20 protein-coding genes are annotated in these 21,024 nt (G+C 69.7%); 9 read left to right on the forward strand and 11 right to left on the reverse strand.

The features are described from left to right. Window positions 1–154: 154 nt before the first annotated feature. The 7 genes from ACTIE5_RS14590 to ACTIE5_RS14620 all read right to left on the reverse strand — a co-directional run bounded on the left by ACTIE5_RS14590 (window position 155) and on the right by ACTIE5_RS14620 (window position 6,150). On the reverse strand, window positions 155–928 hold the full coding sequence (locus ACTIE5_RS14590; RefSeq protein WP_439550426.1) for an ABC transporter ATP-binding protein: 774 nt from the start codon (window positions 926–928) through the stop codon (window positions 155–157). Further along, window positions 925–1,920 (reverse strand): FecCD family ABC transporter permease, encoded by a 996-nt coding sequence (locus tag ACTIE5_RS14595; protein ID WP_439550427.1) that lies wholly within the window; start codon window positions 1,918–1,920, stop codon window positions 925–927. Before ACTIE5_RS14595 ends, ACTIE5_RS14590 begins: the two co-directional genes overlap by 4 nt. 145 nt (window positions 1,921–2,065) lie before the next feature. Then, window positions 2,066–3,100, reverse strand: coding sequence for an ABC transporter substrate-binding protein (locus ACTIE5_RS14600; protein ID WP_439550428.1), 1,035 nt, complete (start codon window positions 3,098–3,100; stop codon window positions 2,066–2,068). Then, window positions 3,100–3,897 (reverse strand): molybdate ABC transporter substrate-binding protein, encoded by a 798-nt coding sequence (locus ACTIE5_RS14605; protein ID WP_439550429.1) that lies wholly within the window; start codon window positions 3,895–3,897, stop codon window positions 3,100–3,102. Before ACTIE5_RS14605 ends, ACTIE5_RS14600 begins: the two co-directional genes overlap by 1 nt. Window positions 3,898–3,911: 14 nt before the next feature. Next, complete coding sequence (locus ACTIE5_RS14610; RefSeq protein WP_439550430.1) at window positions 3,912–4,742, reverse strand: substrate-binding domain-containing protein; 831 nt, start codon at window positions 4,740–4,742, stop codon at window positions 3,912–3,914. Window positions 4,743–4,759: 17 nt separating this feature from the next. Next, window positions 4,760–5,449, reverse strand: a complete 690-nt coding sequence (locus ACTIE5_RS14615) for an ATP-binding cassette domain-containing protein (protein ID WP_439550431.1) — start codon at window positions 5,447–5,449, stop codon at window positions 4,760–4,762. After that, window positions 5,446–6,150, reverse strand: a complete 705-nt coding sequence (locus ACTIE5_RS14620; protein WP_439550432.1) for an ABC transporter permease — start codon at window positions 6,148–6,150, stop codon at window positions 5,446–5,448. The genes ACTIE5_RS14615 and ACTIE5_RS14620 overlap by 4 nt, the downstream gene beginning before the upstream one ends. 91 nt (window positions 6,151–6,241) lie before the next feature. On the opposite strand from ACTIE5_RS14620, the gene ACTIE5_RS14625 reads away from it, so the two are divergent. The 5 genes from ACTIE5_RS14625 (at window position 6,242) to ACTIE5_RS14645 (ending at window position 11,717) form a co-directional block, all read left to right on the forward strand. Beyond that, window positions 6,242–7,126 (forward strand): substrate-binding domain-containing protein, encoded by an 885-nt coding sequence (locus ACTIE5_RS14625; protein WP_439550433.1) that lies wholly within the window; start codon window positions 6,242–6,244, stop codon window positions 7,124–7,126. 154 nt (window positions 7,127–7,280) lie between these two features. Then, window positions 7,281–8,642: an ABC transporter substrate-binding protein gene (locus ACTIE5_RS14630; protein WP_439550434.1), complete on the forward strand. Its 1,362-nt coding sequence runs from the start codon at window positions 7,281–7,283 to the stop codon at window positions 8,640–8,642. 76 nt (window positions 8,643–8,718) lie between these two features. Beyond that, a complete protein-coding gene (locus tag ACTIE5_RS14635; RefSeq protein WP_439550435.1) occupies window positions 8,719–9,648 on the forward strand; it encodes a carbohydrate ABC transporter permease in 930 nt (309 codons plus the stop codon). Window position 9,649: 1 nt separating this feature from the next. Beyond that, window positions 9,650–10,546, forward strand: coding sequence for a carbohydrate ABC transporter permease (locus tag ACTIE5_RS14640; protein ID WP_439550436.1), 897 nt, complete (start codon window positions 9,650–9,652; stop codon window positions 10,544–10,546). Between the two features lie 70 nt (window positions 10,547–10,616). Further along, window positions 10,617–11,717, forward strand: coding sequence for an ABC transporter ATP-binding protein (locus tag ACTIE5_RS14645; protein ID WP_439550437.1), 1,101 nt, complete (start codon window positions 10,617–10,619; stop codon window positions 11,715–11,717). Window positions 11,718–11,726: 9 nt separating this feature from the next. Here the strand turns inward: ACTIE5_RS14645 and ACTIE5_RS14650 are convergent, their stop codons facing one another. From ACTIE5_RS14650 to ACTIE5_RS14660, 3 genes are all read right to left on the reverse strand, one after another. Further along, window positions 11,727–12,629 carry an MBL fold metallo-hydrolase gene (locus ACTIE5_RS14650; RefSeq protein ID WP_439550438.1) on the reverse strand — a complete coding sequence of 301 codons (903 nt, stop codon included), beginning with the start codon at window positions 12,627–12,629 and terminating at the stop codon, window positions 11,727–11,729. A gap of 12 nt (window positions 12,630–12,641) precedes the next feature. Further along, on the reverse strand, window positions 12,642–13,643 hold the full coding sequence (locus ACTIE5_RS14655; protein ID WP_439550439.1) for a Bug family tripartite tricarboxylate transporter substrate binding protein: 1,002 nt from the start codon (window positions 13,641–13,643) through the stop codon (window positions 12,642–12,644). Between the two features lie 124 nt (window positions 13,644–13,767). Next, complete coding sequence (locus ACTIE5_RS14660; protein WP_439550440.1) at window positions 13,768–14,820, reverse strand: MBL fold metallo-hydrolase; 1,053 nt, start codon at window positions 14,818–14,820, stop codon at window positions 13,768–13,770. Window positions 14,821–15,000: 180 nt separating this feature from the next. On the opposite strand from ACTIE5_RS14660, the gene ACTIE5_RS14665 reads away from it, so the two are divergent. From ACTIE5_RS14665 to ACTIE5_RS14680, 4 genes are all read left to right on the forward strand, one after another. After that, window positions 15,001–16,083, forward strand: a complete 1,083-nt coding sequence (locus ACTIE5_RS14665) for a malate/lactate/ureidoglycolate dehydrogenase (RefSeq protein WP_439550441.1) — start codon at window positions 15,001–15,003, stop codon at window positions 16,081–16,083. Window positions 16,084–16,116: 33 nt separating this feature from the next. Further along, the gene (locus tag ACTIE5_RS14670) at window positions 16,117–16,296 is read left to right on the forward strand and encodes a hypothetical protein (protein WP_439550442.1); all 180 of its coding nucleotides are present in this window, start codon (window positions 16,117–16,119) and stop codon (window positions 16,294–16,296) included. A 62-nt stretch (window positions 16,297–16,358) separates the two neighbouring features. Beyond that, entirely contained in the window at window positions 16,359–17,354 is a 996-nt protein-coding gene (locus tag ACTIE5_RS14675) for a Bug family tripartite tricarboxylate transporter substrate binding protein (protein ID WP_439550443.1), read from the forward strand. Beyond that, window positions 17,351–18,931 (forward strand): GMC family oxidoreductase, encoded by a 1,581-nt coding sequence (locus ACTIE5_RS14680; RefSeq protein ID WP_439550444.1) that lies wholly within the window; start codon window positions 17,351–17,353, stop codon window positions 18,929–18,931. The genes ACTIE5_RS14675 and ACTIE5_RS14680 overlap by 4 nt, the downstream gene beginning before the upstream one ends. Before the next feature lie 183 nt (window positions 18,932–19,114). On the opposite strand, the gene ACTIE5_RS14685 is transcribed toward ACTIE5_RS14680, so the two are convergent. After that, window positions 19,115–20,803 carry a hypothetical protein gene (locus ACTIE5_RS14685; RefSeq protein WP_439550445.1) on the reverse strand — a complete coding sequence of 563 codons (1,689 nt, stop codon included), beginning with the start codon at window positions 20,801–20,803 and terminating at the stop codon, window positions 19,115–19,117. Window positions 20,804–21,024 lie beyond the last annotated feature (221 nt).

A 21,024-nucleotide genomic window follows, 5' to 3' on the forward strand; every position in this document is an offset into this window, starting at 1 on the left:
GCCCTCCCCACACCCCACCGGCCCCCCTTTTTCAACAATTGGGGGGGAGACCCCCCTGGACCATCGTCAATGGCGTGGGTTCCAAGGGCCCCCAAATCTTCAAGGAGGGGGCCCTTGGCATGGGGGTCGGGGGGAACAGCGTTCCCCCCGAATCTCAGGCGCCCAGCACCGGCGCGCAGACCATCCTGTCTCCCAGCCGCCCCACCACCGCCGCCACCCCATAGACCGCCGCCAGTCGCTCCGCCGTCACCATCGCCGCCGGCTCCCCCGGCCCCTCCAGCCCGCCGCCATGCAGCAGCGCCACCCGGTCCGCCACCAGGAAGGCATGGTCCGGATGATGCGTCGTCATCAGCACCGCGTGCCCCTCCGCCGCCAGGCGCCGCGCTTCCCGCAGCAGCAGCGCCTGGTTCCCGAAATCGAGGCTCGCCGCCGGCTCATCCATCACCACCACGGCCGCTTCCTGCGCCAGCGCGCGGGCGATCAGCACCTTCTGCCGCTCGCCGCCCGAAAGCTCCGTCACGCGCCGCTCGGCGAATCCTTCCATGCCCAGCCGCGCCAGCGCCGCCCGTGCCGCGTCGAAATCCTTCGCGCCGGGTTGGGCGAAGAAGGGCAGATGCGCCGCGCGCCCCATCGCGACGACATCCAGCACCCGATAGGCGAAGCCCCCCGGCGCCGCCTGCGGCACATAGGCCAGCCTGCGCGCCACCGCCTGCCGCGCCATCCCGCGCAGATCCTCGCCCGACACCGTCACCCGCCCCGCCAGCGGCGGGATCAGGCCCAGCAGCGTGCGCAGCAGCGTGGTCTTGCCCCCGCCATTCGGCCCCAGCAGCACCGTCACGGTGCCCGCTTCCAGCGCGAAGCCGATGCCGGAAGCCACCACCCGCCTGCCATGCCCGATGGACAGCCCCTCGCATGCCAGCAGGCTCATGCCGCCCGCCTGCGCGCGAGGAGGTACAGGAACAGCGGCGTGCCCAGCGCGGCGGTCAGGATGCCGAGCGGCACCTCCGTCCGCGCCGCCCCGCGCGCCAGCGTATCGACGCCGAGCAGGAAGGCCGCGCCGAGTGCCATGGACAACGGGATCAGCCGCGCCGTCTCCGGCCCGCCCAGCAGCCGCGCGGCATGCGGCACCACCAGCCCGATCCACCCCACCGCCCCGGCCAGCGCGGTGACGGCGGCGGTCGCCAGCGTCGCCCCCGCGATGGCCGCCGCGCGCAGCCTGGCCGTCGGCACGCCCAGCGCCCGTGCCTCATCCTCCCCGAGTGTGAGCAGGTTGATCCGCCAGCGCAGCAGCACCAGCACCAGCAGCCCGAGCAGGGCAGGGGGCGCCGCCGCCATCAGGTCCCCCGCATTCACGCCGGACAGCGTCCCCAGCAGCCAGAAGGTGATGGCCGGCAACTGGTTGTAGGGATCGGCAAAGACCTTCAGGAGGGAGATGACGGCCCCCACGAGCGCCCCCAGCGCCACCCCCGCCAGCACCAGCACCAGCAGCGGATCGCCGCCCTCATCCCTGACGGCCCGCGCCAGCGCCCCCACCCCCGCCACCGCGGCGATCCCCCCCGCGAAGGCCGCCCCCTGCACCCCCGCGATCGGCAGCCCGAGGAAGATGCCCGCCACGGCGCCAAGCGAGGCCCCAGCCGAAACCCCCAGCAGATCCGGCGAGGCGAGCGGGTTGCGGAACATCGCCTGGAACGCCGCCCCCGCCCCCGCCAGCGCCGCGCCGACCAGCATGGCGGACAGCACGCGCGGCCCGCGGATGTTCCAGAACACCGCCGCCGCGGCGGGATTCACGGCATCGCCCCGCCCCGTCACCAGCAGCCAGAACTCCGTGGCCGAGATCGGGAAGCGCCCCACGGACAGCGCGCCGAGCACGGCGGCGACCAGGGTGGCCAGCGCCACGCCCCAGGCAAGACCGGCTCTCACGCCGGGCGCCCATCACCCCCACCCCAACCCTCCCCCGCAAGCGCGGGGGAGGGGGCAACGGCGCGCCCGGACTCCCTCCCCCGCGCTTGCGGGGGAGGGTCGGGGTGGGGGTCTGCCGCCCACCACAACCCGTCCAGCCATCCCCTCATCCCCGCCCCATCGCCGGCGCCAGCAACCCCTTCAGCAGCGCCCGGTCGGGGTCCCGGTGGTAGAACAGCCGGTGGAATTCGGCGACGTGATCCTCCAGCCCATCAGTGGGGGCCAGGCCGAACAGGATGGGCAGCCAGACGAGACCCAGCAGCCGATTCACCGCGGGCGGGAAATCCACCCAGCCGAAGGGCGTGTTCGGCACCTGCACCAGCCGCCCCTGCCGCACGGCCCGCAGGCTCCGCCACAGCGGGTCCTGCCGCGCCATGGCGATGAAGGCGGGGTCGAGGGACATCACGTAGTCCGGGTCCCAGGCCAGCACCTGCTCGACACTCACCTGCGCCAGGCCCCGCGCGCCGGGCGGGCCGACCGCGACATTCTCCGCCCCCGCGAATTCGATGATCTCGGCATTGATGGACCCGCGCAGCGCGGTCTCCTGCCCGCGCGGCCCGCGGGCATAGAACACGCGCGGCCGGCCCCGCTGCGCCAGCAGCGCGCTGGCGTCGCGCGCCTCCGCGATGATCTGGCTGGCGGCCGCGGCGCGGCGCGCGGCATCGGGGCGGCGGTCCAGCATCACGCCCAGCAGCTCATAGGTCTCGGGGATCTTCGCCAGCGACCCGTCCAGCAGCAGCGTGGGCAGGCCGGTCTGCGCCTGCACGCGTTCCGCCAGCTGCACGAAGACCGGCGCCACCGATCCGTAGTCCAGCACCAGGTCGGGCCTGGCGGCCAGCACGGCTTCCAGATTGGCCGTGTTGTCCCGGCCGGTCAGGCGGCCCACTTCGGGCAGCGCCGCCGCGGTGGGGTCCATGAAGGCGGCCTCATGCGGCCGGGGCGGCCGCGCCGGCCATCCCGCCAGCAGCTCCGGCGCCAGCGTGTAGAGCAGGATCGCCGCCGGCGGCCCCGCCGGGAAGACGCGCGTGATGCGCCCCGGCACGGTCACGCGCCGCCCCGTCGCATCCGCCACCTCCCGCGCCGCCACGGGGGGCGCGGCCAGCAGGAAGGGCGCGGCGAGGAGGGGGCGGCGGCGGATCATCAGGGAAGCGGCTCCCGCGGCTGGGTCGGCGCCTCGAACCCCAGCCGCGCCAGAACCGCCTGCCCGGCGGGGGACAGGATGAACAGGCCAAGCCGGGAGGCCGCCGGCCCATCACCTAGCACGGCCAGGCCGTAATCCGCAGCGACGGACAACGCCTCCGGCAGCGCGACGATCCGCCCGCCCGGCACCTGGCGCACCGCGATGGCGGCGTTGGTGCAGTAGGTCAGGAAGATGTCGGCGCGGCCTTCCGCCACATGCCAGGCATAGCCATCGATCCCGGCCGGCGGCGCGGCGCTGGCCGCACCTCCCGTCAGGGTCAGCGCCTTTGCCTCCAGCGCCGCTTGCGCGCCGGGCCGCAGCGCCTCCGCCCGCGCGAAGGCAGCGAAGGCGTAGTCGCCGGCGGGATCGGCGCGCGGCGTGGAGGTGCCGAGCTTCACGGCGGGGTCGAGCATCCGGTCCAGCAGCGTCTCGCTCTCCACATCCACGCCGCGCCCGACCAGCGCGCAAAGCCGGTTGCGCGCGAACAGCACCACGTCCCGCCCACGGGCCCGCGCCAGCGCCAGCGGATGCGTCATGTTGGCCGCGGCGAAGACATCCGTGGCCTCGCCCCCCGCGATCCTCTCCCGCAGCAGGCCCGACGGCCCGAAGCTGGTGCGCACCGTGCCGCCACCGGCGGCCTGGAAGGCGGTGGCCACCTCCGTCAGCGCCGCGCGCAACGAACCCGCCGCGTGCAGCCGCACCTCCTGCGCCTGCGCCGTGCCGCCCATCAGGAAAAGCGCCGCCAACAGCCAGCGCATCTCAAGCGCCCCCCTCATGCCCCGGGCCGGTTGGCGTTGGGGAAGAACAGCTGCTCCCCGTTGATCTTGTAGCCCGCGATCGCTTCCTGCCCGGCCGGCGAGACCAGCCAGTCGATGAAGCGCTGCCCGGCTTCCGCCTTCACATGCGCGTGCCGCTGCGGGTTCACCAGCATGACGCCATACTGGTTGAACAGCCGCTCATCGCCCTCCGTCACGATCCGCAGATCCTGGCGGTTCCGGAAGGCGAGCCAGGTGCCGCGATCGGCCAGGATATAGGCGTTCTGCGCGGCCGCCGTGTTCAGCGCCGGCCCCATCCCCTGGCCCACTTCCCGGTACCAGGCACCGCGGCCGGTCGCGACATCGATCCCCGCCTGCTGCCACAGGCGCAATTCCGCCGCATGGGTGCCGCTGCGGTCGCCGCGGCTGATGAAGGGTGCCCGCGCCGCCGCGATGCGCCGCAGCGCCTCCACACTGTCGCGCAGCCCGTTCACCCGCGCGGGGTCGCCGGCCGGCCCGATGATGACGAAGTCGTTGAACATCACCGGGCGGCGCGGCCCTCCATGGCCTTCCGCCACGAAGCGTTCCTCCGCGTCCCGGTCATGCACGAAGACGACATCCGCATCGCCCCGCCGCCCCACATCCAGCGCCTGGCCGGTGCCGAGTGCCACCACCCGCACGCCGATCCCCGTGGCCTGGGTGAAGATCGGCAGGATGTGGCCGAACAGGCCGGATTGCTCGGTCGATGTCGTGGACGACACCGTGATGGACTGCGTCTGCGCGGCCACCGTCACCGGCAGCGCGGCGGCGAGCGTGAGGCCGAGGCCGAGGAACAACCGTCGAAACATGCGTCTTCTCCCTTGCTTCACCACAGCAGGTCGCCGCGCAGGAAGGCCGCGGCCTCCCCGGTCGGCGGCCGCTCGAAGAACTCCGTCGCCGACGCGGCCGCATTCACCCGGCCCGCCACCAGCAGCACCACCTCCTCCGCCAGGCGCCGGGCCTGGCCGAGGTCATGCGTCGTCATCACGACCTTCGTCCCCTGTTCGGCGATGGCGGCGATGATCGCCTCCACCTGGCGAGTCGCCGCGGGGTCGAGGCTCGCGGTCGGCTCGTCCAGGAACAGCACCTCCGGCCCCATCGCCCAGGCCCGCGCCAGCGCCAGCCGCTGCTGTTCCCCGCCGGAGAGTTTCCGCGCCGGCCGCGCCGCCAACCCCGCCAGGCCCACGCGTTCCAGCGCCGCCATCGCCCGCGCGCGATCGAGCCCCGCGAGCTTCAGGGGATATTCCGCATTGGCCAGCACCGATCGCCGCAGCATCACCGGCCGCTGGAACACCATCGCCTGCCGCTTCCGCGCATCCCCCGCCGCCCAGCGCACCACCCCCGCGCCCGGCGCCAGCAGCCCGTGCAGCAGCCGCAGCAGCACGGATTTCCCCGCGCCATTCGGCCCCACCACCAGCGTCGGCCCGCCCGCCCGCAGTTCCAGGTCGATGCCGCGGATGATCTCCACGCCGCCGGCCGAAAAGCGCAGCCCTTCCGCCACCATCGGCAGGATCATGCGCCGCGCCTCGCCGCCAGGTCGCGCAGCCCCTGCGCCAGCGCGTTCACCCCCAGCACGATCGCCATCAGCACCACGCCGAGCGCCAGCGCCAGCGGCAGGTCGCCCTTCGAGGTCTCGAGCGCGATGGCGGTGGTCATCACCCGCGTGAAACCCTCGATATTGCCGCCCACCACCATGACGGCGCCGACCTCGGCACTCGCCCGGCCGAAGCCCGCCAGCAGCACGGTCAGCAGCAGGAAGCGGCCGTCCCACAGCAGCGTCGGCACCGCGCGCCAACTGCCCGCGCCGAAGCTGCGCAGCTGCTCGGCGTATTCGTCCCACATCGATTCCAGCACCTGCCGGCTCAGCGCCGCCAGGATCGGCGCGATCAGCACGGCCTGGGCGATCACCATGGCCGTCGGCGTGAACAGCAGGCCGAGCGACCCGAAGGGCCCGCTGCGCGACAAGGCCAGGTAGATCAGCAGCCCCGCCACCACCGGCGGCAGCCCCATCAGCGCGTTCAGCGCCACCACCAGCCCCTGCCGCCCCGGGAAGCGCGCCACTGCCAGCAGCGCCCCCAGCGGCAGCCCCACCAGCGCCGCGATCGCGACCGCGGTCAGGGAGACGCGCAGCGACAGCCCGACGATCCGCGCCAGCCCGTCATCGCCCGACAGGATCAGCCCGAGGGCGAGCGAGAAGGCGGAGCCGATATCCTGCATGACGGGGAGTTAAGGCCGGCATCTGGCGGCGTCCATCGCTGGACGCTACGATAGCGCAACACCACCTGCCGCTATCTGCCGGAATCTGCCAATGCCGAGCCCGCCCGAGATCATGACCCTCAAGGAAGCCGCCGCCTGGCTGCGCCTGTCGGAACGCGCGCTCTACGACCTCGCCCGCCAGCGCCGCCTTCCCGCGGCGCAGATCGGCGGCAAATGGCTGTTCCCCCGTACCGCGCTGGGCCTCTGGCTGGGTCGCCAGGCGGAGGCGCCGGACCACCGCATCACCCCGCCCCCCATCCTGGCCGGCAGCCATGACCCGCTGCTGGACTGGGCCGTCCGCCAATCCGGCTGCGGCCTGGCGCAGCGGGCGGGCGGGAGCCTCGACGGGCTGATGGCGTTGGCGCGGCATGAGGCCTGCGCCGCCGCCGTGCATGTCCCGGACCCCGATACCGGTGGCTTCAACGAAACCGCGACCCGTGCCGAGGTCCCGGGCGATTCCGTCGTCGGCCTCGTCTGGGCCTGGCGCGAACAGGGCCTCATCCTGCCCCCCGGCAACCCCGGCGGCCTCACCACCATCGCCGACCTCGCCGGCCCCGGCATCACCGTCGCCGGCCGCCAGGCCCGCGCCGGCAGCCATTTGCTGCTGGTCCACCTGCTGAGCGAGGCGGGGCTGCGCCTCGATGCCCTGACATTCCTCCCCGCCCCCTCCGCGACCGAGGACGAGGTCGCCGCCGCGGTGGCGGAAGGCCGCGCCGCCGCCGGCTTCGGCATCCGGGCGGAGGCGCTGCTCCGCGGCCTGCATTTCATCCCCCTGGTGCGGGAACGCGTCGACCTGGTCGCCCGTCCACGGGACTGGTTCGACCCGCCGCTCCAGCGGCTGATGGATTTCGCCCGCGGCGCGGCCTTCCGGGACCGCGCCGCGCGCCTCGGCGGCTATGAGGTGGAGGCCACCGGCAGCGTCGGCTTCGCGCTGTAGCGGCGCGCGCGCCGGGCTCGGTCCCGCCGCGCCGCGCGACATCGCGCGCGCGTCACAGCCAAGCGGGCTTGCGGCCCGCGGCGGGCGGTGCGTAACCTTCACGCCGCAACCAGGCAGGCCGGGTTCACCGGCCGCATCAGGGCAGGAGGAACGTATGGACCAGGGGTTCACCCGGCGCGACATGCTGCGCGCCGGTGCCGGCGCCGCCATAGTCGCCGGCGGCACGACACTCACCGCACCCGCGGTGCACGCGCAGGCGACGACGACGCTGCGCTGTGGCTTCTGGGACCATTGGGTCCCGGCCGGCAACGGCATCATGCGCGAGCTTTGCGCGGAATGGGGCCGCAACAACCGCGTCGACGTGCAGGTGGATTTCATCACCTCCGTCGGCAACCAGAACCTGCTGACCATCGCCGCCCAGGCCCAGGCCCGCAGCGGCCATGACATCCTGAGCTTCCCGACCTGGGAGCCATCGGCCCATGCGCGGCTGCTGGAACCCGTGGACGACATCGTCGGCCGCCTGATCGCCAAATACGGCCCCATCAACCCGACGGCCGAATACCTGGCCAAGCGCGAGGGCGCCTGGCGCGCCATCCCCGCTGTCTCGGGCTCCCAGCACAAGCCGTCGCTGGCGCGCTTCGACCTGCTGCAGCAGCATGCCGGCCTCGATGTCCGCGCCATGTATCCGGCGGAGGACCGCGTGGGCCCCGGCGTGGACCAGTGGAACTGGGCCACCTTCCTGACGGCGGCCGAGAAATGCGCCGCCGCCGGCGTCCATTTCGGCCTGCCGATGGGCAGCTTCACCGATGCGGTGGACTGGGTCGGCGCCTTCTTCCGCAGCCACAACGCCAAGTTCATCGATGAGAACGGCCAGGTCACGGTGCGCCGCGACCCCGGCGTGCGCGCGGGCCTCGAATACCTGGTGCGCCTGGCGCGCTTCCTGCCGAACGATGTCTGGGCCTGGGACGATGCCAGCAACAACCGCGCGCTGATCAGCGGGCGTTCCGCGCTGATCTTCAACCCGCCCTCCACCTGGGCGGTGGCGAAGCGCGACGCGCCGGCGGTGGCGGAGAAGTGCTGGACCTTCCCGATGCCGGCGGGCCCGGCGGGCCGCTTCACGCCCTACCTGCCGTATTTCTGGGGCATCTGGTCCTTCAGCCGGAACAAGGGCCCGGCCAAGGGCCTGCTGGAATTCCTGTCCGACCGCACCAGCGCGGACCGGCAGACCACCACCAGCAGCGGCTACGACATCCCGCCCTTCGGCACCATGTCCAACTTCGACATCTGGCGCACCGAAGGCCCGCCCACCGGCGTGGTCTACAACTACCCGCTGAAGCCCCACCACCAGGCGCAGCAGAGCATCGCCTTCGCCCCGGCCCCGGCGGAGATCGCCGTCCAGGCCTACAACCAGGCGATCAACACCAAGCTCGTCGCCCGCGTGGCGCAGGGCGGTGAGACGATCGACCAGGCGCTGACCTGGGCGGAGCGCGAGTTGCGCAACTTCGCGCGCGGCTGACGCCGGCAGGGCAGGGGCGGGGGCCGCAGGGCACCCCGCCCTTTGCATATCCACCGCGGGACAGGGGATCATCGGCATGTCGGCCAGCGGCACGACCATGAGGGCAGGGCGCACGGAGGGTGTCACCTCCCTCCAGCGCTTCACGCGACGGCGTTCGACCATCGCCTTCCTGATGACGCTGCCGCTGATCGCGGTCATCGGCGGCCTTGTCGTCTATCCCGCGGGCTATGCGATGTACCTCTCCACCCTGAACCGGCGCATGACCGAGTTCATCGGGCTGGAGCAGTTCGCCATCCTGCTGGATACCGACACCTTCTGGATGGTGATCGCGCAGTCCTGCATCTTCGCCGTCTCCGCCGTCTTCCTGAAGGCGGCGATCGGCTTCTGGCTGGCCCATATGCTGCACGACATCCCCAGCAAGGGTCAGCGCAAATGGCGCGGCATGCTGCTGGTGCCCTGGGTCATCCCGCCGGCGCTCTCCACGCTGGGCTGGTGGTGGATGTTCGACCCCAGCTATTCCTCCATCAACTACCTGCTGAACGTCTTCGCCGTGCCGTCGGTGCCGTGGCTGGGGGAGCCCTGGTGGGCGCGCACCTCCGTCATCATCGTCAATGTCTGGTACGGCGCGCCCTTCTTCATGATCATGTACCTGGCCGCGCTGAAATCCGTGCCGGAACAGCTGTATGAGGCCGCCGCCATCGATGGCGCGACGGGTTTCCAGCGCCTGCGCTACGTGACCCTGCCGATGATGCGCAACATCATCAGCATCACCATCCTCTTCAGCCTCATCGTCACCTTCGCGAATTACGACATCGTCCGGGTGCTCACGAATGGCGGGCCGCGGGACCTGACGCATGTCTTCGCCACCTACGCCTTCCAGGTCGGCATCCTGTCCGGCAACGTGCCGCGCGGCGCCGCCGTCTCCCTCTTCATGTTCCCGCTGCTGGCGATCTTCGCCTATTTCGTGCTGCGCGGCGTGACGCGCCGGAACAAGGATGAATCGTGAGATGACCACATCCGGTGCCACGCGCGATCTTCCCGGCATCTACGCCAAGGCCGGCAGCCTGTCCTCGGAGCGCCGCTGGGCGCTCTGGGTCGCCTACATCTCCCTCATCTTCGCCGCCATCATCTTCCTGGCGCCACCCGTCTACATGTTCATCACCAGCCTGAAGACGAGTGCGGAGGTCGCCAACCTGCAGGGCAATCCCTGGCTGGTCCGCAACCCGACGCTGGAGAACTACACGGCGATCCTCACCAATCCGACCTTCCTGATGTTCTTCTGGAACAGCGCGAAGATCACGGTGATGGTGGTGGCGATCACCATGGTGATCTCCACCCTCGCCGCCTTCGCACTCGCCCGGATGCGCTTCTGGGGCAGCCAGGCGCTCGCCACCGGCGTGTTCCTCACCTACCTGATCCCGGAGACGCTGCTCTTCATCCCGCTCTACCAGATCGTCGGCGGATTGGGGCTGCTCAACTCCTCCTGGGGCCTGGTGGTGGTGTACCCGACGCTCACCGTGCCCTTCTGCACCTGGATCATGATCGGCTACTTCGCCTCCATCCCGAAGGAACTGGACGAGGCCGCGCTGATCGATGGCGCAAGCTGGTCGCAGATGCTGCTGAAGATCTTCATCCCCGTGGCGATGCCCGGCATCATCGCGGCGACCATCTTCGCCTTCACCGTCAGCTGGGCCGCCTTCGTCTATCCGACCGCCTTCGTGACCACGCCGGATGAGATGCCACTCACCATCGGCGTCGTCTCCCAGCTCGTGCGGGCGGATACCTTCGCCTGGGGGCAGATCATGGCGGGCGCGCTGCTGGCGGCGCTGCCGCCGGTGATCGTCTATGCGTTCCTGATGGATTACTACATCGCCGGCCTCACCGCCGGCGCGACAAAGGGTTGACGCCGTCCGATCGCCGTAGCGCCGCATGGCGCGAAGGCGTGAATCGGCCGGCTCTGAAAGAGGACTTACGATGGCACAGGTTTCCATCCGCAAGGTCGTGAAGGCCTATGACGGCGGCGTGCAGGCGGTGAAGGGCATCGACCTGGAGATCGCCGACCATGAATTCGTCGTCCTCGTCGGCCCGTCGGGCTGCGGCAAATCCACCACGCTGCGCATGATCGCGGGGCTGGAGGAGATCACGGGCGGCGAGATCGCCATCGGCGGCACCGTCGTCAACGACATCCCGCCCCGCGACCGCGACATCGCCATGGTGTTCCAGAACTACGCGCTGTACCCGCACATGTCGGTCTACGAGAACATGGCCTTCGGCCTGACGCTCCGTAAATTCCCGAAGGAGGAGATCGCGAAGCGCGTCAACAACGCCGCCCGCATCCTCGACATCACGCCGCTGCTGGACCGCAAGCCGAAGGCGCTGTCGGGCGGCCAGCGCCAGCGCGTCGCCATGGGCCGCGCCATCGTGCGCGACCCGAAGGTCTTCCTGTTCGACGAACCGCTCTCCAACCTCGACGCCAAGCTGCGCGTGCAGATGCGGACCGAGATCAAGAAGGTCCACCAGACCGTCAAGACCACCACCGTCTACGTCACCCATGACCAGGTGGAGGCGATGACGCTGGCGGATCGCGTCGTCGTCATGAACCACGGCATCATCGAACAGGTCGGGCCCCCGCAGGAGCTGTATCACCACCCGAAGACGCGCTTCGTCGCCGGCTTCATCGGCAGCCCCGCGATGAACTTCATCCCCGCGCGGGTGGAGAACGCATCGGGCGCGCTCCGCGTGACGCTCCCCAACGGCATCACCGTCCCCGTCCCGGAATCCCGCACCGCCCGCTACCAGGGCGCCGCCGGCCGCGACATGCTGTTCGGCATCCGCCCCGAACACCTGACCGAGGTGAAGAACCTCGACCGCGACAACATCGCCGTCTTCGAACTGACGCCCGAGGTGATCGAGCCCATGGGCATGGAGACCCTGGTGCATCTCTGGCTGCAAGGCGCCGAGGTCTGCTGCCGCATCGACCCCACGACGCCGGCGGAGCCCGGCCGCCCCATGCAATTCGCCGTGGACCTCAACCACATGCACCTGATCGATCCCGAATCCGGGAAGGTGCTGTAGGGGCGGATCCTACGCCACCTGGTCCACCGCCACGCCATCCGCGGTGATGGTGAAGCGCATCAAATCCTCGCCGAAGACCAGGGGCCCATCATAGGCGGTGCGCGTCTCCACCTCGATCGCCTCCAGCGTCACGGGCGGCACACCGGGCGCCGCGATCTGCACGATGTGGGTGTAGGCGGCGAGCCTTGGCCGCGTGGCGGCGAAGATCGCGCCGGCTTCCGCCGGTGATGTGTGATGGTCCGCGATCGCCTGCTGCACCGGCCGCCCGGCCAGCGCGGCGGGCAGGGCGCAGACCTCATGCACCAGCAGGTCCACCCCCGCACCGTGCAGGCGCACATTCGGATGCGGCTTCGTGTCGCCGGACAGCAGCACGGACCGCCCTTCATGGTCGATCCTGAAGCCGACGGCGGGCCGGATATGCTGGCCGTGATCGACCTCGAAGGCCGTGACGCGCACGCCCGATTCCTCGAACACCACGCCGCCCGAGGCGGGAAAATCGATCGCCGCGATCCGCGTCGCCTCCTCCGGCACCGCCTCATCCGCCATGCGGATGCGGATGTCGTCGGCGAAGGCTTCCCGCAGATGGTGCGCCATGCGCGCCGTGCCGGGCGGGCCGAACAGGCGCAGCGCGCGGCGCCGCCCGCCCCAGGCCGGCGGGATGTAGGAACTCATCCACACATCGGCCAACCCGTTCACATGGTCGGAGTGGAAATGCGTGAGGAACACCGCGGCCACGCGGCCCAGCGGCACGCCGCATTGCGCCAGGCGGATCGGGCAGCCCCGCCCCGCATCGAACAGCAGGTCGAGCCCGCCCGCCTGCACCAGCGTCGCCGGGCCGAAGCGGCGCGGATTGGGGTTGGGCGTGCCGGAACCCAGCAGCGTCACGACCAGGCGGCCGTCACCGGTATTCATGGACATGTCCTGTCAATCGGGCTTGATGCCGGCCTGGGCGATGATGGCGGCGTAGCGGGCCGTATCCTCCCGCAGCAGCGCCCCCAGCGCCGCGCTGTCCAGCGGCGCGGGTTCCTGGCTGATCCGGCCGAGGCCCTCCGCCGCTTCCGGCGTGGCGAGCCAGCCCCGCACCTCCGCATCCAGCCGGTCCACGATCTCCCCCGGCGTCGCGGCCGGCGCGAAAAGCCCGAACCACACGCTGCCATCCAGCGCCGGCAGCCCGACTTCCGGCAGCGCGGGCACATCCGGCAGGAAGCGCGACCGGGTGGCGGCGATCGCGGCCAGCGCCCGCAACTGCCCGCCCGCCAGTGCCGCTCCGAACACCGTCAAATCCGCCAGCGCCAGGGAGACGCGGCCCGCGATCAGGTCGCCCATGGCGGCGGGAAAGGCCCGGTAGGGGACGTGGAGAAGATCGATGCCCGCCGCCCGCCGCAGCTGCTCCGTGGTGATATGCCCGACCGTGCCGTTCCCGTTGGTCGCATAGGTCAGCGGCTCCCGCGCCGTCCGTGCCAGCGCCAGCAGCGAAGGCAGGTCCCGCGCCGGGGAGGCGGCGGGCACGAAGAGGAAGAAGGGCAGCCGCGCGATGCGCGCCACCGGCCTGAAGTCGCGCAGCGGCGCATAGCTCAGCCGGTCGCCGAACAGCGCGGGGTTGATCGCCATCACGGAATTGGAGGCCAGCAGCAGCGTATGCCCATCCGGCGCCGACCGCGCCGCTGCCTCCGCCGCCACGGCACCGCTGGCGCCCGGCCGGTTTTCCACGATGAAGGGCTGGCCGAAGGCCTGGCTCAACTGCGGCAGTAACAGCCGGATCGCGACATCCGGCGCGCCGCCGGCCGCGAAGGGCGCCAGGATGCGCACGGGGCGCTGCGGCCAGGCCGTGACGCCCTGGGCGTGCAGGGCCGGCACGCCGGCGAGGCTGGCCGCCGCCGCACCCAGCGCGCCGCGCCGTGTCAGCTTCCCGATGGTTCCGTTCATGATGGAGCCTCCCCCCTTGCTTGCAACGATGGCGTTCGTGACGCCGCCTGCGCCCTTCGGCGTCAGGCCTTCCCTCACCTGGGCATCCGGCAAGGCCCTTCCAATGCCGGGCCGGAATGAAGGCTCAGGCGCTCCAGGCCGCCATCGTCGCCCGCGCGCATTCATGCATCACGGTCAGCGCCCGCTGCGTCGCGGCGGCGCCGATGACGAAGGGGTTGGCGGCGCCTGGCCGCATCCGCCCCAGCTTCTCCACCGCCTCGTCATAGACATTGTGGTTGGAGAGGAAGACCTCGACATTCTGCCGCGCCGCGATCTCCCGCGCGCGGGCCGTCGCGTCGATGTAGCCCTGCAGGCGCGGGATGCGGTCGGCCCGCGCACCGAAGTTGAAGGCGGTGCCGCCCCACATCATGGCGCGATGCGTCCGCCCGCCCTGGCGCACATCGAACAGCAGCGTCACGGTGCCCATGGTGTGCCCGGGCGTGATCATCACCTCCAGCGCCGTGTCGCCCAGCCGGATCATGTCGCCGTCCCGCACGGCAAGGTCGCGCCGCGGCGGGCGGCCCCAATCCGGCCGGTCGAACTCCAGGCCGGTTTCCATCATCGTCCAATCCGCCTCGCTGCACACCACGCGGCTGCCGTAGCGGCGCACGAAGTGCCCCGCGCCGCCGTAATGGTCGCCATGCCCGTGGCTGACCACCAGCGTGCGGATCTGCGCGGGGTCCAGGCCCAGCTGCCGCATGCCCGCATCGGGGATGCGCTCGGCATCGGCATCATTGTCCATGGCATCCACCAGGATGATCCCGTCCGAGGTCGTGATCGCCCAGGCGGTCACCCAGCGGCTGCCGACGAAAGCCAGATTGTCGAAGGCCCGGCCCGGCGGAGGCGTCGCCATCGCGCGCAACTCGGCGGGCGAGGCACTGCGCAGCCCCGGTGTCGGCGCCGCCACCTCCCCCAGCCGGAGATAGGCCCGCAGATCATCGCCCGCCGCGGCCCGGGCAGCCGCCAGGTGCTGCTGCACCAGCGGGGATTGCGCCGCGGCCGGGTTCGGCGCCAGCGCCATCGCCGCGCAGCAGGCACAGCCCAGCGCCAGCAACTGCCGCCGTCCGGCGCGGAAGGCTTCCTCGCCCACTGCCTCGGCACGCAGGGGGGGGCGGGCACGCGGCTTGAAGAATGGCATCGGGCGCTTCTCCTCCGGCGGGCCCGTCTTCGTGGTCCGGGCGCGCCCAACAGCATCATGCAGCATTTAAAAAGTCAATCATCTGACCTATTGACTGAAGACGCCTTCGCCACCGCGCCCCGGGCTGGACGGTCCCCCGCGCCGCGTGCAGGTTTCCCCCACAACGAGGAAACCGCAGCCATGGCCGACTACATCCACATCCCCGCCGAGAAGGTGGAGCATTTCGTCACCCGCATCTTCGCCGCCGCCGGCTGCGACCAGGCGGAGGCGCATCGCATCTCCACCCATCTCCTCGATGCCAACCTCGCAGGCCATGACAGCCACGGCGTCGCCCGCGTGCCGCGCTATGTCGAATGGCTCCAGGCCGGCTTCGTGCTCAAGGGCCAGTCCGTCCAGACCATCACCGATGGCGGCAGTTTCCTGCTGCTCGATGGCCTCTTCGGCTTCGGCCAGACCGTCGCCCCCCAGGCCGTCCGCATGGGGATCGAGCGTGCGCAACAGCACGGCATCGCCGTCGTCGGCCTGCGCAACGCCGGCCATATCGGCCGCGTCGGCGCCTATTCCGAAATGGCGATCGAGGCCGGCCTCCTCTCCGTCCACTTCGTCAACGTCGCGGGCTCCGTCCTCGTCGCCCCCTTCGGCGGGACGGAGCGCCGCTTCTCCACCGCCCCCATCAGCATCGGCGTCCCCCTGCCGGGCCGCCCCCTCATCCTCGACTTCGCCACCTCCCTGGTCGCGGAGGGCAAGGTCCTCGTCGCCTCCAACGGCGGCAAGGCGCTGCCCGCCGATGCCCTGATCGAGCCCGACGGCACCCTCTCCGGCGACCCCCACACCCTCTATGGCCACTACGACACCATCGGCCCCCGCAACCCCTCCAACGGAAGCGGCGCCATCCGCGCCTTCGGGGAACACAAGGGCAGCGGCCTCGCCTTCATGTGCGAGATGCTGGCCGGCGCGCTGACCGGCGGCGGCACCTCCGGCCCCGTCTCCGCCCGCGGCCGCATCGCCAACGGCATGCTGTCCTTCTACATCTCCCCGAAACACTTCGGCACCCAGGCCGAGTTCGAGGAAGCCGGCCGCGCCTATGTGGACTGGGTCGTCTCCACCACCCCCGCGGAGGCCGGCAGCCCCGTCCTCGCCCCCGGCGACAAGGAAGCCACCACCAAGGCCGACCGCCTGGCCAATGGCGTCCCCCTCCAGCCCGACACCTGGGACAGCATCCTCGACACCGCCCGCCGCCTCGGCATCAACGATCCCGCCTGACGCACGCCCCGGGGTCCATGGCATAAGCCCGCCATGGACCCGATGACCCGCCTGCTCATCCGCCTCGCCGAATGGTTCCGCAACCCGCCATCCCCGGCGCGGATCAAGCTCATCCTCGCCGTCGTGGCGCTTTGCCTGATCCTTGTCGGCATCGAGAAATTCGTGGGCTGGCCGGAATGGGCGACGGCGCAGCGCGTGCCGATCCACCGCTGACCCTTGCGCGCGCCACGCACCCGCGCGACCTTTCCCGTAACAACACGGGAGGATCCATCACCATGCTCCGCCGCACCCTGCTCGGCCTGGCGCTGACGGCAACCATGACAGCCCCCTGGGCCACCCCCGCGCTCGCCTATCCCGACCGCACCATCACGCTGGCGGTCGGCTTCGCCCCCGGCGGCTCCACCGACGTCACCTCCCGCCTCCTGGCCGACCGCCTGGGCCCGGCGCTGGGCCCCAACGGCCGCGTGGTGGTGGAGAACCGCCCCGGCGCCGCCGGCCTCATCGCCTCCGACTGGCTGCGCCGCCAGACGCCGGATGGCCATATGCTGATGCTGGTGGAGGCCTCCTCCCACGCCCTCGCCCCCAATGCCGTGCAGGGCGGCACGCGCTACGACCCGATCGGCGACTTCACGCACATCGCCGTCGTCGGCACCGGCCCGATGATCGTCGTCGCACCCCCCAGCTTCCAGGCCCGCACCCCGCAGGAGGCCATCGCCCGCCTCCGCGAAGGGGGCGAGGCCCTGCCCTTCGCCTCCTCCGGCGTCGCCTCCATGCCGCATCTGTCGGCGGAGATGGTGGCCAGCGTGATGAACATGGGCGGCCGCTTCCCCCACATTCCCTACCGCTCCGGCGGCCTCATGGTCGAAAGCATCGCGCGCGGGGAGACCCAATGGGGCGTCGCCGTCCTCGCCTCCGCCGCCGGCCAGGTGAGGGACGGGCGCGTCCGCGGCATCGCCGTCACGGGCCTCGAACGCTTCCCCTCCTTCCCCGATATCCCCACCCTCGCCGAATCCGCGCTGCCCGGCTTCGACCTGGAGAACTGGTTCGCCGTCATCGGTCCCAAGGGCATGCCGCCCGCCGTGGTCGAGTCCCTGAACCGCGCCATCCGCGCCTCTATCGCCGAACCGCAGCTCCGCGAACGCCTCCTCATCGCCGGGGTGAACCCCTGGTCCCGCCCCAACGCGCCGTCCGATGCCGAGGCCTTCTTCCGCGCCGAACTCGCCAAATTCGCCCAGGTCGTGCAGCGGACCGGCGTGAAGCTGGAGCCATGACAGCCGACGTCATCGTCATCGGCGGCGGCTCCGCCGGCTGCGTCGTCGCCGCCCGCCTCTCGGAGGATTCCTCATGTCGGGTCCTCCTGCTGGAGGCAGGCCCGCCCGACAAGGATCCGTGGATCAGCCTCCCCGCCGGCTACGCCAAGCTCTACGGCAGCGGGAAATACGACCCGCGCTTCATGACCGAACCCGAGCCCCAGCTCGGCAACCGCCAGATCCACTGGCCCCGCGGCCGGGTCCTCGGCGGTTCCGGCTCCGTCAACGGCCTGGTCTTCCTGCGTGGCAGCCCGCACGATTATGACCGCTGGTCCCAGGCCGGCGCCCGCGGCTGGAGCTACGAGGACGTCGCCCCCTTCTTCCGCCGCATGGAAAGCTGGGCCGGCCCGCCCAGCGATTCCCGCGGCAGCGACGGCCCCATCCAGGTCGGCGAGCCCCGCCGCCTGGCCGAGGCCCCCCGCGCCTTCATCGAAAGCTGCATCGCCGCCGGCCTGCCCCGCCACACCGACGTCAACAACGGCGGCAGCATCGAAGGCGCCGGCCCCATCCAGCTCAACGTCGATGGCCGCTGGCGATCCTCCTCCGCCCGCACCTACCTCCGCCCCGCCATGTCCCGCCCCAATCTGGAAGTCCGCACCGGCATCCAGGCCCACCGCCTGGTCTTCGAGCAGGGCAGGGCGGTCGCGGTGGAGACCGCGCAAGGCACCTTTCGCGCCGCCCGATCCATCGTCGTCTCGGCGGGCGCGATCGAGACCCCGAAGCTCCTCATGCTCTCCGGCATCGGGGACGGCGCCGCGCTGCAGGCGATGGGCATCCCCGTCGTCGCCCACAGCCCCGATGTCGGCCGCAACCTGCAGGACCATTTGATCGCGAAGTTCATCTTCCGCACCAGGCCCTGCGGCACCCTGAACGAGATCCTGCAAAGCAATTTGAAAAAGGCCGCCATGGGCCTGGACTGGCTGCTGCGCCAATCCGGCCCGCTGTCCATCGGCGCCGGGGAGGCCACGGCCTTCGCCCGCATCACCCCCGGCGCCGAGGAAGCCGAGGCCCAGCTCCTCTTCGTCAACTTCTCGACCTTCGACTACTCGAAGGGCCTGCACGCCCAGCCCGGCGTGATGCTGAACTACGGCCCCTGCCGCCCCGACAGCCGCGGCACCCTGACCCTCCGCAGCCCCGACCCCGCCGACCACCCGGTGATCCACGCCAACTACCTGGACCACCCCAATGACTGGCGCGTGATGCTCGGCGCCGCCGCCCTCTGCCGGAAGATTTCGTCTGTCGGCCCGCTGCGCGATCTGATCGAGGAGGAGTTGCGCCCCGGCCCCGCCGCCACCACCGACGAAGCCTACGCCGAGAGCATCCGCGCCACCGCCAGCACCGTCTTCCACCCCTGCGGCACCGCCCGCATGGGCAGCGACGACCGCGCCGTGCTGGACCCGGAACTGCGCGTGCGGGGCGTGGACGGACTGCGCGTGGCGGATGCGAGCGCCTTCCCGCTAATCCCCTCGCCCAACATCCAGCCGGCGGCGCTGATGGTGGGGGAACGGTGCGCGGCGTTTCTCAAATCGGCGGCGTAACCCATCCCCTTACCGATCAGCGATGAGCTACGAAACGGCAGTGCCTCCCTCCCCCGCGCTTACGGGGGAGGGTTGGGGTGGGGGATTGCGCAGCCGCGCTATCGACCAACGCGCATCGGTGAAGGCTCCGCCTTCCCCGAACCCCATCCGCCAGGCCCGTGACGGGCCTGGACCGTCGTCAAGTCACGGTATCTGTGTTGTTAGCCAAATACCCATCGCAGTTCGCAAAAGAATGCACGCAGCGTCGTGCATCTCGCGTCGCTGGAGTTTGTATAAACCGCGGTGGAGGCCCTCGTTTCGTATCGCCCATGTTAAACGCGCGTCTCGTGCAATCCATTCTGCCTGTGATGAAGGGGGGTGTGTCAGAATGACGTTCACCTTGTCTTGAAAAGATGCCGTTGGCGGGAATGCGTACTGCATGAATGCGGTATCAATCGGCCTGCAAGAGGGTTTTGTCCAACAACCTTTCAGCTTGGGGTGTAGCGTATTGCCGCCCGTCCAATTGGGTCCCAACGCTTCATTGCAAACGTGCTCGACCCAAGCCGCAAGGCTAGACACGTGGACAGCAACGCCGACCTCAGCATCGGTATCAGCCCTGCGGCCGAAGCCTTCGATGGCGGACACCGACATGTGCGCTGCAAACAAGCCGCCGGCCTCAAGCCAGTCAAGAAACTGAACTGTGTGAGAGTCGGTGAATACAGGTAGGCATTGCGCTGGGAACTGAAGAAAGTCAGGTGCGAGGCCGCTTACCCAGACGTGTAACTCTGATCGCACGCGATCACGCCAGACCGGAAAGTAGCGTTTCACCAGGTCTTGGCCGTCGTCCATACGCTTCAGGGTGTCATCCAATGTGTGGCCTAAAGAAATATTCAGCTCGATCGCTTCGCGCATAAGTAGAGCGTACGCGCGAGCAACTTTGTGGTGTCCGCTTTCATCTTTCCACCGCGCGCGCCAGCCGAGCCAACTTGCTGCTGCAAGCAGTGCGTCCGCATCAACTGCATAGCGCCGTAAGGCTTCTTTCGCTACCTCCTCTTCGGCAAAAATCAATGCGGTGCGGTCAGCGCCACGGATAATGAATTCACCATTCTGATCCTTGCCGCGGCCTAGGCCCTGGAACAAGCCGAGATCTGGATTAGCTTTTTTTGCTAGTACGAGAGCCCGCTGTCTGTATGCTGCGTTCCACGATAAAGCCTCAAGTGCCGCCAAATGTTTGTCGAAACCTGATAAATTCGCGTCATTCCCCCATTCGTCTTTCCCATCGACGAGACTTGGCCATTTATTTTTGAGTTCCTGGCGTCGTAGTCCCCCCAAAGTTCGAGGGCCCGCTAACGCCAGTTCCACCAGCGCTAGGGCTTGCCATTGTCTGAAAAGCGGAATGCAATTTTGGTGATCGTATGTAATGTTTTCGGCATCTTTTCTTTTGATCGGTGCGGGGGCGTATATGTCTGGGCACCATGGTGCCTGAGATGGAATTTCAATAAAATTCTCTATGCCGTCTTTGGGGTCGTCTAGTGGGTGAAGGGAATCGGCTGGCGTGCTCTCCCAGCTCCATGCAGATTTGGCGTAGTGAAATTTGCCAAGCGTTGCCAGATCGCTGCTAACTGAAGCATTAGTGGGTGTGCCTCGAGGGCTGTTCCTGTCGTGTCGATCCCAGAGTGACTGGAGAAGGTTCGTAGGGACCCGCCAGCGTAACATGGGTATGATCGCGCCATGGCCCTCGATCAAATCGATCCAGTTCCGCCATTCGTCTTTGTAAGGCAGCAGGCGTTTAAGCTCGGGAAGGAGTTGGGCGGCTTCGTGAATGAGTCGCGCAGGTCCTATGAAGCGACCCTGGGCTAAAGATTCATCGATCGTTAGAAAATGTACAACCATTTGGCCTCCGACGGCATCTGTTGTGGATCACGCTTAAGAATAGGCGCGCGTCATTTTTCCGTTGAGTTCATCGGGATTATCTTGAGGCTTTTTGTGCCATTTATTTTGATTGCTGTGGCGGCTTATGCATAATGTTATCATATCGCAATAAAAACAACAATGCTTCTCTATCCGGCTGCCAGAAACAGGACCATTGTTGATTCGTCGATCGTGAGAGACGG

Source organism: Falsiroseomonas sp., from assembly GCF_051859025.1.
Lineage (GTDB): Bacteria > Pseudomonadota > Alphaproteobacteria > Acetobacterales > Acetobacteraceae > Falsiroseomonas.